The organism is Ralstonia sp. SA306, assembly GCF_054792405.1.
Window position 1 is genome coordinate 1721213 of the sequence record NZ_CP096452.1, and the last position, 15032, is coordinate 1736244.

Consider the following 15032-nt stretch of genomic DNA (forward strand, 5'->3'; position numbering starts at 1 on the left):
GGCAGGCTGCTGACTATCACGCGTCTATAAGACGTCAGCCGTCGGCACCCCGCAAAAATGCGCCGGACTCACCATCGCGGGCCGCCGCCTGGCAGCACAATCGCATCGCAGTCGCACAACAAGTCACACCACAAGCAAACGCGTGACACAGTCACCGCAAGGGGGCCAACGTGATGTCGGAAACGCTGGACATGCAGCGAGGCTTGTTGCTGAGCCTCTCTCCAGGACGCCGGACGTACTGGATGGCGCAAGCGGTGGCTTTGCTCTCGCTCGTGGTACTGGTGTCGGCCGTGCCGTTCGCCAAGGTGCAGTTGGCGCAACTTCCGTCGTTCGTGCCGATTTACGAGTCGGCCCTCATCCTCAATGACTTGATTACCGCGGCGCTGCTCTTCGGGCAGTTCGCGATCACGCGGTCGCGCGCGATGCTGGCGCTCGCCAGCGGCTACCTGTTCACGGCGGCCACGGCGGTGGGGCACTTGCTATCGTTTCCGGGGCTGTTCGCATCACGCGGCCTGTTGGGCGCCGGGCCGCAGAGCACTGCCTGGATCTACATGTTCTGGCACGCGGGCTTTCCGCTGTTTGTCATCGCTTACGCCGTGCTCAAGGGGCGGGAAGAGCGCGAGCCCGGCCGCTTCCCAATCCACACGCTGACGCGACAAACGGCGCTGGGCACCGTGGCGGCCGTGCTGGGCGCAGCGGCCACGTGCGTGGCGCTGGCCACCGCCGGCGAACATCTGCTGCCCGCCATCATGGCGGCCAACCGCTACACGCCCGTGATGGGGATCGTGGCGGGCGGCACATGGTGTTTTTGCGTGGTCGCGCTGGTCGTGCTCTGGCGCAGCCGCCCACACCTGACGCTCGACATCTGGCTGATGGTGGTGCTGTGCGTGTGGATCTGCGATGTCGCGCTCAGCGCCGTATTCAACGGCGGGCGATATGACCTCGGCTTCTATGCCGGCCGCGTGTTCGGGTTGTTGGGGGCGAGCCTTGTGCTGCTGCTGTTGCTGATCGAGAACACGGTGCTGCATTCCCGGTTGGCAGCGGCGCGGGCGGAACTCAGACGGCTGGCGGCGAGCAATGTTGGAGATCGGAAGGGCTGACGCGGTGATGCAGTGATGCGGTGATGCCGCGCTACACCCGCCGCACTTGGATGGCACTGCCCGGCATCGACATTGCCGCCACCCCCACGACCACACTCGCCAGCCCGATCCACGCCGAAGACGGCAACGATTCCCCCAGAAACACCACGCCGATCGCCACGCCAATCGGCACACGCAAATAGGCCTGCGCGGTGGTACCGATCGCCCCCAGCGTCTGGATGAGCCGGAAGTAGATGGCAAAGGCCAGCGCCGTGGAGAACGCCGCCAGCGCCACCAACGCCATCAACGAACGCACGGAAGGCTGAAGCGCCCAAGGATGATCAACAAGCAGGCTCGCCGGCGTGAGCACCAACGCCCCCACCAGCAATGAGCCGGTAGCCGGCGCCGCAGGATGCAGCCCCTTGAAAGACCTGCCGTAGATGGCCGCACCTGCATAGCAGGCCGTGGCCGCCACGATAGCCAGTTGCGGAACAAGCTGCCCGCCCAGCCCATCGAGCGCGCTCGGGCCAATCACCAGACATGTGCCGACAAACCCGGCAATCACGCCGATCAGCTTGCGCAACGACACCGGCTCGTGCCGCGTGATGAACGCCGTCGCCACAAACACCATCACGGGCGACGTCGAATTCAGAATGGTCGCCAGACTTGCCCCAACCGAGCGCTCGGCCCACGCGATGAGCGTGAAGGGCACAACGCTATTGAGCAGCGCCTGCACGCCGAAGCGCATCCAGACTCGCCTGTCGCGCGGCATGCGGACGTTGCGACTGCGCATCCACAGCAACAGCAGCGTCGCTGCGATCAACGTTCTGGCGGCAATGAAAGTGAGCGGCGGAATGGTCTCCACGCCTATCCGGATGAAGGTGTACGACGCGCCCCACAGGGTCGACAGCGTGAGGAGCAGGGCCAGATCGGTAGCGTGGCCGGATGGGGGCGTGTCGGTGTGCGGCACGGAGTGCCCTCCTGTTTGGCGGCGGCAGCCGCAATTTCGTACCGGAGGATCGTAGCGGGGATGGGCTTTGGTCGTGCGGGAAACGGTTTGGTGTGGAGCGAAGTGTGGGTGGGAATGCGACGGAGCGCGTGGACAGCGCAGTGACACTTCAGTCCTACTTCATCCGCCGCTCCGCATACCCCCTAACCACCCCGCGCAACACCCCCACCATGTACTCCCGGTGCTTCTCCTCCTGCGCAGGATTGCTCCAATGCGGCACCGGATACCGCTCGCCCTGCAAGGTCACGCCCTGTGCATCCGCCACCCGCTGCCGCCATTCCTGCAGCACCTGATCGAGCTGTGCATCGTCGTTCTGATACCAGGCCTGCGCCACGCGATCGCCCAGCACGCGTTGCCGCAGGCGGTCGCGCTGTTCGCGCCAGATGGCGATGCGATCGATATCGACGGTGGCGGCCTGTATGTTGCCGTTCAGGTGCTGGGCAGCCAGCAGCTCGTCATGCGCCTGCATGTATGCCTGATACCGCTCGGCCAGTTGTAGGGCTTCCGCAAGCGCGGTGGGCGGGAGTTTGCTTTTGAGATAGACCGCCAACTGTTCAGCGCGGTCACCGTCAGGCTTGAGCAGGAAGGTGTTGAACACGTTGAGCAATGCGGTATCCACAACCAGCGTTTGCTGCTCTGTGACAGCGAGCGCAGGAGCGATGCTCACGCGGGACGATGTTGTGCTCGGCGCGCTTGCGGGCTGGGCGGATAAGACAGCGGCGCTTGATGTGTGCGACTCAGCGGCAGCGGCGTTTTCCGATTCAGGCAGCGGCGTCGAGAACACGCCAATCGACAAGCCGATGACGGCCGCAAAGGCCGCAGCAGCGCACAGATACAGGCCTTGCCCGTCGCGCAGGGTTTCAGTTCGGATTCGCATTAACGGTGCCCGCGCCATGCAGGGCCGTGCGGCGCCGCTGCATGGCGAGGCATGTGCAGCCGATCAGAACGAACAGCTCGGCACGCTGCCCGACATCGTGAAGCTCGACGTGGTCACGCCGGTGCCCGACGGCACATCATTCGACTTGTAGAGGCCGACATTGGCGTACTGATCACCGCTTTGCGCCGTGGCATCGAGGCTGACGTTGGCCAGGTACGCATTGACCGGGAAGCTCGCGTTGCGGCCGTCGATCTTCGTGTATGCGCCCGACACCGATTGCGTGGAATACGCACCGTTGACCACGATGTTCGACAGCGACGGGCTGCCACCCGTGGTGCACGCGTTGTAATTGGTGTCCATCACGATCAGGTGCTTCACGCCGGTCATGCAGGTATTGACGTAGCTCACCTGCTTGACGGTGAGCGAGCATGGGCCCGTCTTGACGTTGATACCGTTGTTGTTGGTGGACTGCGTGCCGCTCAGGTCATTCCCATACACGTAGTTGTTCGTGAACAGGATGTTCGACACGGTGTTCTGGTCGATGCTGCCCACGGACAGGCCATGCGTGCCGTGCAGCCGCGTGTTCGACACCGTCACGTTGGAGATGTTGCCCGAGTTGGTCTTGACGGCAATGCCGTCGTCGCCGGCCTCGATATCGGATTGCGTGACGGTGGCGTTGGTCAGGCTGTCGATGTCGATGCCGTCTGCGTTCTTGCGCGTGGCCGGCGTGCGGATGGACACACCCCAGGCGGTAAAGCCGTTGCCGCCTTCCACATACAGGTTCGGGTGCGCGGCCTGCGCCAGCGTGACGTTGTAGACGATGAAGTTGCTGATGTTGCTCGCCTGCACCAGGCGCGGCGTGCCGGAGATGATGTCGCCACGGCCATCCACCGTGCCCGGGCCCATGAGCGATGCATTGGTGCCCGTGAACGACAGCAGGTTGGCGTTGCCGCTGTAGCTGTCGTTGCCGAACAGCGTCACACCGGAATTGATGACCAGCCCCGCCCCGCTGATGGACAGGCTGCCCGTGTAGAACGCGTCATTCGAGCCCGATGCGGCCAGCACCACGCTCTTGCCGGTGCCCTTGCAGTCGGTCAGAGCCTGCTGAATGACGCTGGTGTCGTCGGACGAAGACGACGGCGGCGACGCGCGCTGCGAGCTTGAATACCGCGCATTGATCGTCTTGCAGACGCCCGGATACGCCGGCTGCATGACGGTGCGGCTATCGCCCGTGGCCAATGTCTGCGCCCCGGCGGAGCCAGCGGCCAGCAAGGATGCGGTCAGGATCAACCCGACCTTGGTTTGCATGTTCATCGATGTCTCACTCCTGTCTTGGTGTTCGGCACCGCAACGGCAGCGTGTCGGTGCCACCTGGGCAGACCGCACCCTCGGCTCAAGATATATCAGAGCAAATCAATTGGTATATCAGTGAGGAAAGTTGAGAATTCAGTCGAGGGGCCATCCGATCTGCGTTTCGCCGCCGAAGATGTGTCCGCAATTACGAATGCACAAAGCCGTATCGCCAGGCTGGAGGGTGACGCGGCGGCGGCGGTTACCTAAGATGCCGCCCTCTCGGCAGGTCGCTACAAGTGGTCATGCCGGGCCCGACGCTCATGCGCACCACCGCGTGCATGAACGTCAACCCCCGACCGCCACTCAGTGCAATCCACTCCCGATGTCGAAGATCAGCAGCGCGAACGGTATCCCGCCACGGCATGACAGCCCGCCTGGCGGGCGGCTTGCAGGGCTGCCGGCGCGCGTTGCACCGTCACCCGACTGCGCACCCAGGGTGCCCGGTCCGGGTCTGGCGCAACTGCCTAAATCCACCGCTGCACGCCAGCCCGCCGCGCCAACCCGGGTCAAAGCCTTGCGGACGCTGGAAACGCGGCAGCGCCTGCACCGCTTGCGCAAACAACTCAGCAAGATTGACCCTCCACCGGCCTGTGCCGAAGACGCCCATGCCCACATCCTCGCGGCCATGGCGCGCGCCGGGTTGAGCGGCTGGGCGTTACCGGCACTGTCCGACCCCGCCAATGCGCGCCATGCAGATGGGTCGGTAGTGGTGTCGCTGGTGTCTCACGCCATCGTCTTCAATGCGGGGGGCGCGTTCCGCATCTTCGATCTGCTGCCCCCGGGCAGCGTGTACTTTGAGTTGGCCGGGCACAACGGCGCTGCGTTTGTGCTGCCGTGCGGCTGCGCCCTCGTCGCGGCCCGTTAGCGCACGACACCACCGTCCGCAGCCCGCGCATCCGGTATCTCAAAAATTCTCGCCTCAGGGTTATCCGCCATTTCGGCCGGCGCTCACCTTTTCGACACTCCTGCCACACCACCAATAAAACAAGGGGCGGAGACAGGTATGGACCGGAGGCAATTCGTACGGAGTTCGGTAGCACTGGGCGGCGCAATGATGCTGTCGCCCATGGCACGCGCGGCGGAAGCCGGCGTGTTTGCAGACAAGATCGTCTTTGGGCAGACGGTCGGGTTCGACAGCGTGTGGGGCGGGCTGTACAAGAACTACACCAATGGCCTGCTGGCCGGCTTCGAGCAAGTCAACGCCCAGGGCGGCGTGGCCGGGCGCAAGCTGGTCGTCAAGCGGCTGGAAGACAACTACCTGCCAGAGAAGGCCGTGGCCAACGTCAAGACGCTCATGCAGGAAGGCGTGTTCGGGCTGGTGTGCATGGGCGGCACCGGCAACACCATCGCCGCATTGCCGCTGCTGGAGCAATACCGCCTGCCGATGGTGGGCGCCATGACCGGCGCCACCGCAGCGCGCAAAGCCAGCGCACCGCTGTTCCATACGCGCGCCAGCTACGCCGACGAAGTCACGAAGATGGTGCAGCACGCCACTACCATCGGGCTCAAGCGCGTGGCCGTGGTCTACCAGGACAACCCATTCGGTTCCGGCAATGCCGACGCCGCCAAGGCTGCCGCCAGCAAGTTCGGCGCACAGATCGTCGCGCTCATCCCGCACAACGCCAAAGGCGACGACATCGACATGGTGGTCGACAAGATTGCCGCCGCCAACCCGCAGACCACGCTGCTGTTTACGTCGCCCACCTCCGTGGCCGACATGCTGATGCGCTACCAGGCCAAGCACGGCCCCGTGCCGTTGCCGCAGCCGTGGATCCTGTCCGTTACCACGCCCAAGACCGTGTTCGAGAAAGCCGGCACGCTGGCCCATGGCGTGGCTGTCACGCAGGTCATGCCCGGCCCCAACGTGCGGACCCAGCCGCTGGTGCGCGCGTTTCGCGAGGCCAATGACAAGTTTGGCGACCACAGCAACCAGACCTACGAAGCGGTGGAAGGTTTTCTCACCGCCCGCGTCATCGTGGAGGGCCTGCGGGCCTGCGGCAGCAACCCCACGCGCGACGCGTTCATCCAGGCGCTCGAAGGCTTCGGCACGCGCGACTTCGGCGGCGTGCGCGTCCATTACGACCGCAACAATCACGCCGGGCTCGACTACGTCGACGTCACCATGATCGGCAGCAACGGCCACCTGGTCGGCTGAGCCATGCGCGGCTTGTAAGCTCAACGGCTTGACGCCCGCCCGCCGCCGGAGACGTTCAATCCGGCGGCGGGCACGTCGTTTTGGGTGACGGGCGTTGTAGGCCGATCGCCTCCCTCGGAAGAGTTACTCCCACACCGCCACCAACGCGCGCTAAAGAACCCGCGCGCCACCGCCGTTACCTGATAGTGGAGACAATCTCGGCAGGCCAGCGCGCAGCGGGATTGATATATCAGAACGAATACAACACAAGAGGAAGTGCCCCCATGCCATGGTTCGCCAGTCTCAAATTGGGTCACAAGCTCATGGGCTTGTTGCTGCTCTGCGCAGCCACCACGGTGGTTGTTGGGGTGGTCGGTACCGTCAAGGTGCGCGAGCTCGCCACCATGCAGACGACGATGTATGAGAGCGAAGTCGTGCCCATCCGGCAGATTGGCACCGCCGCGTGGCAAGCGGCTGCGCACTATCGGCGGCTGTACGACTACGTTGTGAAGACAGACCCGAAGGGCCGCGAAGACACGCTGGCCTTCAACAAGGGTGGCGAGGCCGCCATCATCGCCGCGTTCGACTATGAACGTGCGCACCCGTTTGACGATCGGCAAAGGCAATTGCTGGCGGATTTTGATGCCACCTGGCCGGTCTATCTTGCTTCCGTGCAGAAGGTGGAAACCCTGGCGCGCCAAGGCGACCAGCCCGCTGCGCTTGCCGAGATGCAAGCCAACACGGATGGCTTACACGTGAAGATCCGCAAGATCCTGATCGAATTCTCCAACCTGCGCGATGCCTCGGCCAAAACACGCGCCGAAGCGGGCGTCGCACTCGTTGCCGGGGTCACGCGCTGGATTGTTGGTTGCGCGGCGGTGGGCGTGGGTATCGCGCTTGCGCTGGGCCTGGCCGTTGCCCGATCGATCGTGCGGCAGATCGGGGGCGAGCCCGCGCAGGTTGCGCGCGTCGTTGCGCAAATTGCCGGTGGCGACCTGCAAACACGTGTCGATACGCGCGCCGCCGACCGGCAGAGCATCCTGCATGCGGTCGTGCAAATGCAGGGCAGCCTTGCAGCGGTGGTCGGGTCAATTCGCACGAGCACGGAATCGGTGTCTGTGGCATCGCGCGAGATTGCCAGCGGCAACGTGGATCTGTCCTCGCGCACGGAGCAGCAGGCTGCCTCGCTTGAGGAAACCGCGTCGAGCATGACGCAGTTGACACAAACCGTGAAGCAGAACGCAGACAATGCACGCCAGGCCAATACACTCGCCGCACTCGCCACGGAAAAAGCAGACGCCGGCAACGACGCCATGCAAGGCATGGTCAGCACCATCGAAAAAATCAGCGGCAGCTCGACCAAGATCTCGGAGATCACCGGCGTGATCGAGGGTATCGCGTTCCAGACCAACATCCTCGCGCTCAATGCCGCGGTGGAGGCCGCGCGTGCCGGCGAGCAAGGCCGCGGCTTTGCCGTGGTGGCTAGCGAGGTGCGCAGCCTTGCGCAGCGCTCTGCGTCCGCCGCCAAGGAGATCAAGACATTGATCGGAGCATCCGTGTCGATGATTCAGGACGGCGCAACGCAAGCCTTGGCCGTCGGCTCCACCATCGGGCAGGTGAAAGACGCGATCAAACGCGTGTCCGACATCGTGGGCGAGATCACCGCCGCGTCGGACGAGCAGACGCGCGGCATTGAGCAAGTCCACACCGCGATTCATCAGATGGACGAGGTGACGCAGCAGAACGCCGCGCTGGTGGAAGAAGCTGCTGCGGCTGCGCAATCGCTGGAGGAACAGGCGGGCAAGCTCAAAGACGTCGTGTCGGTGTTCAAGCTGGTGGGGGCAGGCTGATAAAGTCACCTCCTCTTACTTGAAGCTCACCGATACAACGCGATGACGGTATCCCTAAGCCTGGACCCGCAGTTCTTCAACCTGCTGGCCGACAGCCACCAGCGGCTCGTTGGCACGCCGCTGATCGACAACGGTATCGCGCCCGCCGATGCGGCCCGGTGGCTTTATGAAGACGCGCCCTTCTGCGTGCTGGCGCACAACACCGATACGGACCCGCGCTTCATCTATGCGAACCGGGCCGCGCAGCGCTGCTTTGAATACGATTGGAATGGCATCACGGCGTTACGGTCGCGTTTTTCGGCAGAGCAACCGAACCGGGAGGAACGTGCGCAATTGCTTGAGTCGGTACGCACGCGCGGATTCGCCTCCGGTTATCGGGGCGTACGCATCTCGCGCTCCGGAAGGCGATTCTGGATTGAGGGCGGCACCGTGTGGAATCTGATCGACAGCGATGGCGTGTACCACGGGCAAGCCGCGACCTTCCACCACTGGCATGACGTGTGATTTGCGGGGCTGGAGCGCGCGCAGGCACGCCGCTGAACTTCGCACGCACAGCCCTCGCTTCGCACAGGCGCATTTGCGCTACGCGCACCCCACGCAACACTGTCGGCTTCGTTGAATTCCCCTTGGAGACCAACATGGGGCTCTGCATTTCGAAGCCGGCCGGCACCTCGATCAACCGCCCGCGCGACACCCAGCCCGCGACGGCGCCATCAACTCAGCACACCGGTCAGGCGCAAGCGCGCCACGCCCGCCAGGCTGGCGGGCAACTGAGCCAACTGGGCAACATGACCCGCAACCGGGCGGCCACGTCGGGCGCCGGCACGTCGTCGCTGCAAACGCGGCGCACCGCGGTCCCTCCGTCTGCGCAGCAAGACGGCCCATCGCAGACGCAAACGGCCGTGGCGGCCGTGCTGACCCACGTGCGCGAGACCTACTACAAGCCCAATCTGAAGTCGGGCAACAAGGTGAGGGGCGATACCGAGGCAGAACGCCTTCGGCAGCAGAGCGCGACAGATGAGGTCAACCGGATACGCAGCCAGACCAACGCGTTGCGTGCTGTGCAGGAAGGCAAGGCGCACCAGTGCCAAGAGCTGGCGCTGTTGGCAGTGCATCACCTGTGGCAGGACCACGCGCTGCCCGCAGAGATTCTGGAACTCGGCGGCGATGACGACGACGTTGCCCACTGCGTTGCCGTCGTTGGCTTAGCACCCCATCAGCTTCATAGCAACATGAAGCTATGGAATCCGGACACCTTTATCTGTGATCCATGGTGCAACATTGCCTGCCGGGCAAAGGACTACCCCAAGCAGTTCATCGACAAGATGAAGAAGTGGGAAAGCCAAGACAAGCTGGTCGGTTATCGGCGCATGGGCTTTGTACAGCCAACCGAACCGGCGTGGATCAGAGACGTGCTGCGGGGCGACAGGACCGTATCAAACCCGTTCGAAAGCCAATCGCCTTGACCCGACGTGTATGGATGCCCGCCAAGCCAGCAGAACCCGCCTCCAAGGCGGGCTTTTTGTTGCCCATGATCGACATCCGCCCAGCGCGGTTTCCGGTGGTCTCCGGCTCGGGCTCGACGTTTTAGGCCTCGGAACCTCGCGCTTGGTATTCCAGGCCCGGCGTAAAATCCGTTCGCCAAGGAACCCGCCACGACCATGCTCGCTCGCACCATCGCAACGCTTTGCGCCATCGCGCCTCTCGCTGGGTGCGTCAGCTATCAAGACCCGCGCACGCCCGAACAGCAGAAGCTCGCGCTGCAGCGGGCCGCCAATGAACTGGCCGGCAGCTACACCATCACAGATAGCCGCAACGACGATGGCCGCCGCTATACGCAAGCCATCGTCAGCAAGCAAGACGGCTCATACCAACTCAGCCTGCAGTTGGTAGGCCCGGCCACCGGCGCAATAACGCTGGCCGGGTCCGACTGCCGCGGGTGGTATGTCGAGAACCAACGCTACACCGCCATGCAGTGCGATGCGTTGACGGGCGAGGTCAACTTCTTCTCTCTGGTGCGGCAGGCCAACCCAGACCCGGTGAACTCCGGCACCATGCCACCGTCGTTCACGACGATGGTGGTTCCGCAAGGCAGCTATCTCTTCGACATTGCTGACCGCAGCGGGCGGCATCACTATTACGTGTTGACGAAAACACCACTGCAGCAGATGCCCGAAACGCCCGGCGCAATGCGGCGATGGCCGGCACCGCGCTCGACGCAATAGACTCCACCGGCTGGTTCCGTCATATCGGCGGCTTAGCATTTACAACACAACAACGTACGTTCAGAAGGGGTAGGAGTTGTCGAAAAAGATCATCTCGCTGGTCTTGGCCTGCGCTTGCAGCATGAGCCAAGCGGCCTTCGGACAAATCTCAATGGAAGCGCCCCTGACAGACGCGCCGCAAAGCGAAGCGCTCCAGACGGAAGTCCTGCAAGCGGGCACACCTCAAGCGGAAGCGCCCATGCCGGAAGCCCCGCAAGCGGAAGCGCCTGCCCCGGAGCCCGCCCCAAGAGCGGAGCCCCTCGTCAAGGTCGAACAAAGCTATTGGGAAGCCGAAGGCCTGAGCGCGCGGATGCGCAAGGCGCGTGCGATCACGTTGTATTTGATGGACCCCGCCGTGGCATCGCTCAAGGCGGTGGACGAAGCGCAACTGAAAGACGCAGGCTGCGAATACAGCACCGAAGACGCCGCGCTCATCGCCAACTTTGCGGATTCCATCGAGCGCACCAGCGTGCGCAGCAACTCGTTCGTGCTGCAGTTCGAGCCTCGTGAGGCCATCTACATGGCGCTTGGCGGCGGCAGCGAGATGAAGCTGCTGTTTGAGAAGCCCTACCCGAATCAATCTGAGGTGCTGGGGCAGATCAATGGTCAACCGGTCACGGTCAGCAAGAGCCTGGTGGAAGGCCTGTACCGATGGGCCGCGAAGGTTGATCGCGTCCGTCGTTGCGAAAACTTCGTTGGCAAGTACAGGTAAGCCCGCGCGCCCCCGCCTTCAAAGCGCGCGTGCCAACGGCTGCAGGTTGGCATCCAGCACAAACTGCTGACACACGCTCGGCGCCAGCGGGCGGCTGAAGAAGTACCCCTGAAAACGGTCGCACCCCAGGGCCGACAGGCGCTTGAGCTGCTGTTCAGTCTCCACACCTTCGACCACCGTCGACAGGTTCAGCGTCCGGCTCAGGCTCGCGATGCTGCGCACGATGTGTTCGTTGATGCTGCCCGCGCTCACATCTGCCAGAGAGCGGTCGATCTTCACGGTGTCCAGCGGCAGCTCGCGCAAGTAGTGCAGCGACGTATGGCCCATCCCGAAATCATCGAGCGCGACTTTCACGCCGGCCTCACGCAGCCGCTTCAGGTTGCCGATGGCGTTGATGTCCGGCAGCAGCATCGTGGTTTCGGTGATCTCCAGTTCGAGCTGCGTTGGTGACAACCCTTCGCGGTGCAGGATGTCGATCACGTTTCGATGGAACGCATAGTCCAGCAACTGCCGTGGCGACAGATTGACAGCGACCACGAAATCGTCCGGCAAGACATCGCGCCACGCAGCGCGCTGCTGACACGCCAGCGACAGGATGCGCAGGCCCAACTGGTCGATCTGGTCGATGTCATCGGCCAGCGCCACGACAATCGGCGGCGCCACGCGCCCCAGCACCGGGTGCTGCCAGCGCAGCAACGCCTCGGCGCCAAACACGCGCCCGGTTGCGCAATCCACCTGCGGCTGAAACTCCAGGAAGATCTGGCCTTCTTTCTTGATGGCGCCTTCCAGGTCGCTGGCCAGCGCCACCGCCATGCGGCCCTCGTCGCCGGGCAGGTCCAGACACCGCCGGCCCTTCAGGCTCACCTCGGGCGACTCGGCAATCTGCAGCAGAGACGCCAGTACGTCCTGACTGCGCCGTGCGGACAAGACATCCGCCATGCGCACAAACGGAAGGTAGATTGCCGCCCCCACCACCAGGCCAATGAGCTGCACCACCGCGCCTGATACCGAGCCGGTGGCCGCGTAGCCGCTGAACAGCGCCGGCGTGGTCCACGCCACGCTGTAGCCGGTCTTGGGCATCAAGTCAGCAACGGTGGCCGCATAGGCGATCAGAATCTGCACCAGCGGTGTGAGCAGGAACGGAATCGCATAGACGGGGTTCAGCACCAGCGGCAGCCCGAACAGCAATGGCTCATTCACGTTGAACAGCGCCGGCAACATGACGACGAGCGCCATCTTGCGCCCACGCAGCGTGCGCCTGGACATGAGCAGCGCCAGGATCAGGCTGAGCGTGCCGCCCGAGCCGCCCATGCGCGCGAACACCGCGAAGAAGTGGTACGTAAAGATGAACTGCGGCTGGCCACCGCTGGCAACCGCCGCCGCATTGGCCTGCGTGGCGGGCTCCAGTATGTGTTGGTGAATGGCATACAGCGCGTTCGGCCCATGAATGCCGAACAGCCAGAGCACCTGCGCCGCGGTTTCGTAGCCCAGACCAAACAGCAGGCTGTTGGAGACCTCCGAATACGGCGCCTCCAGCCGCGTGCCAAATGCCGCCATGAGCTGCGGCCAACCCGCCCAGGCCATGGCGACCTTGAGCACCGCAAACGTAAGAATCGTCAGCATGCCGGCCGGCATGACCGACAGCACATCGCCCACCAGAAGATCGTTGCTCAGGTGGTGAGACGGAATGCGCAAACGGCGGATGCCGCACAGCTTCAGAAACAGGCTGCCGCCCAGCGACGCAACCAGCAAGGCGCCAAACAGCCCGCGCCCCAGCGAAAGCGATGCCATCAAAGATGCATCCGCATCCGACGCAATGAGCGTGAAGAAGCACGACACCACCACAACGGCCGCCACGGTCGGGTTGACCACGCGATGCCCGGCGCGCTGGTTGTACAGCTTCGCCAGCACTTCGGCAAACCCAAAGAGCGCGACCAGCGCGCCGATGCCGATCGTTCCGGCCAACACACTGTCGCAAAAGACATCCAGCCGCGTGCCAAAGGCATTCAGCAGCGCGTGGCGCATGCCGGCGGTGGGCGGGTTGCGCAAGAGCAGCGCCAGCGCGCCCACCATGATGAGCGGCAAAGAGAGCGCCAGCCCGCGCCGAACGGCAATGAAATACGGCCCGCGGTCGATGCGCTCGGCAGCGCTCAGCAACCTCAGCCAGGGCGATAGCGGCTGCGTCGTCATAAAACTGGATCTTGTTCGAGGTGGATCGGCAACATCCCGGGTAGCCCGGAGCGTTGCCTATCGGGCTATGCATCGTAATCGACATAATCTCGCGTGCTCTGAAGCGCCGCCCTTTACGCAATACGCAAAAAAGCTCACCCGCCCATGGCAAGCTTTGTGCAATACCTAGGGGAAACCCGAAGTCTTGACGCGCCACTTGCACCCGGCGCGCACCACAACAAGGCATCGGCACCAACGTGGCGCCCATCCTGGGGCCGTCGCGCCCTAGAATCTGCAACGATCTTGCTTATGTCGATTTCCATTCGTGCGCCCCGCACCGTGAAACTACCTGCCCCCTTCCTTTCCCTGCTCCGCCTCGTGCGCGACCCGCATCGGCGCTATCAGCATGCGCGGTACATCCATGCCACGCGCGTTGGCTTGGGCGTGCTGCTGTCGATTGCCGTCACGTCGGGCTTCGGCTGGCCGCATGGCGAGTGGGCCACCATCTCGCTGCTGATCGTCATTGCCGGCCTGCAGCACCACGGCAACATCCGCAAACGCGCGGCCGAGCGCGCCTGGGGCACCCTGATCGGCGCGGTGGCAGGCCTGTTGATCATCGTTCAGCAGACGTGGCTTGGGCACCTGCCGCTCACCTACGCGCTCACGGCCATCGCGTGCGGCATCTGCGCGTATCACGCGATTGGCAAGGGCGGCTATATCGCGCTGCTGGCGGCCATCACACTGGTCATCGTGGTGGGGCATGGCGACAACAATCTGCTGGACGGCGCCTGGCGCACGCTCAACGTGCTGGTGGGGATTGCGATAGCGCTGCTGTTCTCGTTTGCGCTGCCGCTGTATGCCACGTACTCGTGGCGCTACCGGCTGGCCGATGCGCTGCGGGAATGCGCCCGGGCATATGCCGGCCTCGGCCGCGCCGGTGAAGCCCCCGGCGAGCGCAGCAAGCACCTCGGCAAGCTCAATACGCTGCTGGTGCAGTTGCGCTCGCTCATGCCGTCCGTGTCCAAAGAGATTGACGTGCCCGTGGAGCGGCTGGAGAACATCCAGCGCAGCCTGCGCATCTGCATCAGCACGCTGGAACTGCTCAATGCAACGCACGGGGCATTGGGCGCACCGAGTGCTGGCGCCCTGCCCGGCGTGGGCGCCCGGCGCATCCGTGACACGCTGATCGGCATGTCACGGGCATTGCGGTTCGGCACGGTGGCGCGCCTGGCACGACCACGCGCGGCCGACCCCGCCGAGGTTAGCCCCACGGCCAGCTCGCCAACGGTGGAAAGCGCGCTTGCAGAGGGCTTTGCCAACGAGATCGAGAACCTCCGGCGGCAACTGCTGGCGATTGCGCCGCAGTGGAATATCGGGTGAAGCGAGGGGCGCTGCATCTGGTGAGGGCCGCGGCGCACGCATTGCTCAATAATTCTCACCAGCACTGCTGGTGTGAGGTCACGTGGGTAGACTGGCGCGTAGCCATGGTTCACGAGCCTTCGTGAAAAGATGGTCGGGAGCCCCGGGATTGACCACCTCGGGGCTTTTTTTCGCCGGTGCGGAGCACCTTTCCATCGACCGGCCC

General features: G+C 64.1%; 13 protein-coding genes. 9 read left to right on the forward strand and 4 right to left on the reverse strand.

The window, feature by feature from the left end; translation table 11 throughout:
* Window positions 1–173: 173 nt before the first annotated feature.
* Window positions 174–1100, forward strand: coding sequence for an MASE4 domain-containing protein (locus M1D44_RS24275; RefSeq protein ID WP_037032106.1), 927 nt, complete (start codon window positions 174–176; stop codon window positions 1098–1100).
* Window positions 1101–1131: 31 nt separating this feature from the next.
* Here M1D44_RS24275 and M1D44_RS24280 read toward each other — a convergent pair whose 3' ends face one another.
* The 3 genes from M1D44_RS24280 to M1D44_RS24290 form a co-directional block, all read right to left on the reverse strand.
* The gene (locus M1D44_RS24280) at window positions 1132–2049 is read right to left on the reverse strand and encodes a DMT family transporter (RefSeq protein ID WP_112188652.1); all 918 of its coding nucleotides are present in this window, start codon (window positions 2047–2049) and stop codon (window positions 1132–1134) included.
* Between the two features lie 154 nt (window positions 2050–2203).
* Window positions 2204–2965, reverse strand: coding sequence for a hypothetical protein (locus tag M1D44_RS24285; RefSeq protein WP_316852624.1), 762 nt, complete (start codon window positions 2963–2965; stop codon window positions 2204–2206).
* Window positions 2966–3028: 63 nt separating this feature from the next.
* Window positions 3029–4279, reverse strand: coding sequence for a glycosyl hydrolase family 28 protein (locus M1D44_RS24290; RefSeq protein ID WP_316852625.1), 1251 nt, complete (start codon window positions 4277–4279; stop codon window positions 3029–3031).
* 361 nt (window positions 4280–4640) lie between these two features.
* Between M1D44_RS24290 and M1D44_RS24295 the strand changes: the two genes are divergently transcribed.
* From M1D44_RS24295 to M1D44_RS24325, 7 genes are all read left to right on the forward strand, one after another.
* Entirely contained in the window at window positions 4641–5183 is a 543-nt protein-coding gene (locus M1D44_RS24295) for a hypothetical protein (RefSeq protein ID WP_316852626.1), read from the forward strand.
* A gap of 138 nt (window positions 5184–5321) precedes the next feature.
* The gene (locus tag M1D44_RS24300) at window positions 5322–6473 is read left to right on the forward strand and encodes an ABC transporter substrate-binding protein (protein WP_112188658.1); all 1152 of its coding nucleotides are present in this window, start codon (window positions 5322–5324) and stop codon (window positions 6471–6473) included.
* A gap of 263 nt (window positions 6474–6736) precedes the next feature.
* Window positions 6737–8302, forward strand: a complete 1566-nt coding sequence (locus tag M1D44_RS24305) for a methyl-accepting chemotaxis protein (protein ID WP_316852627.1) — start codon at window positions 6737–6739, stop codon at window positions 8300–8302.
* Window positions 8303–8344: 42 nt separating this feature from the next.
* Window positions 8345–8806, forward strand: coding sequence for an MEKHLA domain-containing protein (locus M1D44_RS24310; RefSeq protein ID WP_316852628.1), 462 nt, complete (start codon window positions 8345–8347; stop codon window positions 8804–8806).
* 134 nt (window positions 8807–8940) lie between these two features.
* On the forward strand, window positions 8941–9768 hold the full coding sequence (locus M1D44_RS24315) for a hypothetical protein (RefSeq protein ID WP_316852629.1): 828 nt from the start codon (window positions 8941–8943) through the stop codon (window positions 9766–9768).
* Window positions 9769–9963: 195 nt separating this feature from the next.
* Window positions 9964–10527, forward strand: a complete 564-nt coding sequence (locus M1D44_RS24320; protein ID WP_024978215.1) for a hypothetical protein — start codon at window positions 9964–9966, stop codon at window positions 10525–10527.
* A gap of 151 nt (window positions 10528–10678) precedes the next feature.
* The gene (locus M1D44_RS24325; protein WP_024978214.1) at window positions 10679–11278 is read left to right on the forward strand and encodes a hypothetical protein; all 600 of its coding nucleotides are present in this window, start codon (window positions 10679–10681) and stop codon (window positions 11276–11278) included.
* Between the two features lie 18 nt (window positions 11279–11296).
* On the opposite strand, the gene M1D44_RS24330 is transcribed toward M1D44_RS24325, so the two are convergent.
* On the reverse strand, window positions 11297–13468 hold the full coding sequence (locus M1D44_RS24330; RefSeq protein WP_316852630.1) for a PTS sugar transporter subunit IIC/EAL domain-containing protein: 2172 nt from the start codon (window positions 13466–13468) through the stop codon (window positions 11297–11299).
* A gap of 288 nt (window positions 13469–13756) precedes the next feature.
* On the opposite strand from M1D44_RS24330, the gene M1D44_RS24335 reads away from it, so the two are divergent.
* The gene (locus tag M1D44_RS24335; RefSeq protein ID WP_316683407.1) at window positions 13757–14827 is read left to right on the forward strand and encodes an FUSC family protein; all 1071 of its coding nucleotides are present in this window, start codon (window positions 13757–13759) and stop codon (window positions 14825–14827) included.
* Window positions 14828–15032 lie beyond the last annotated feature (205 nt).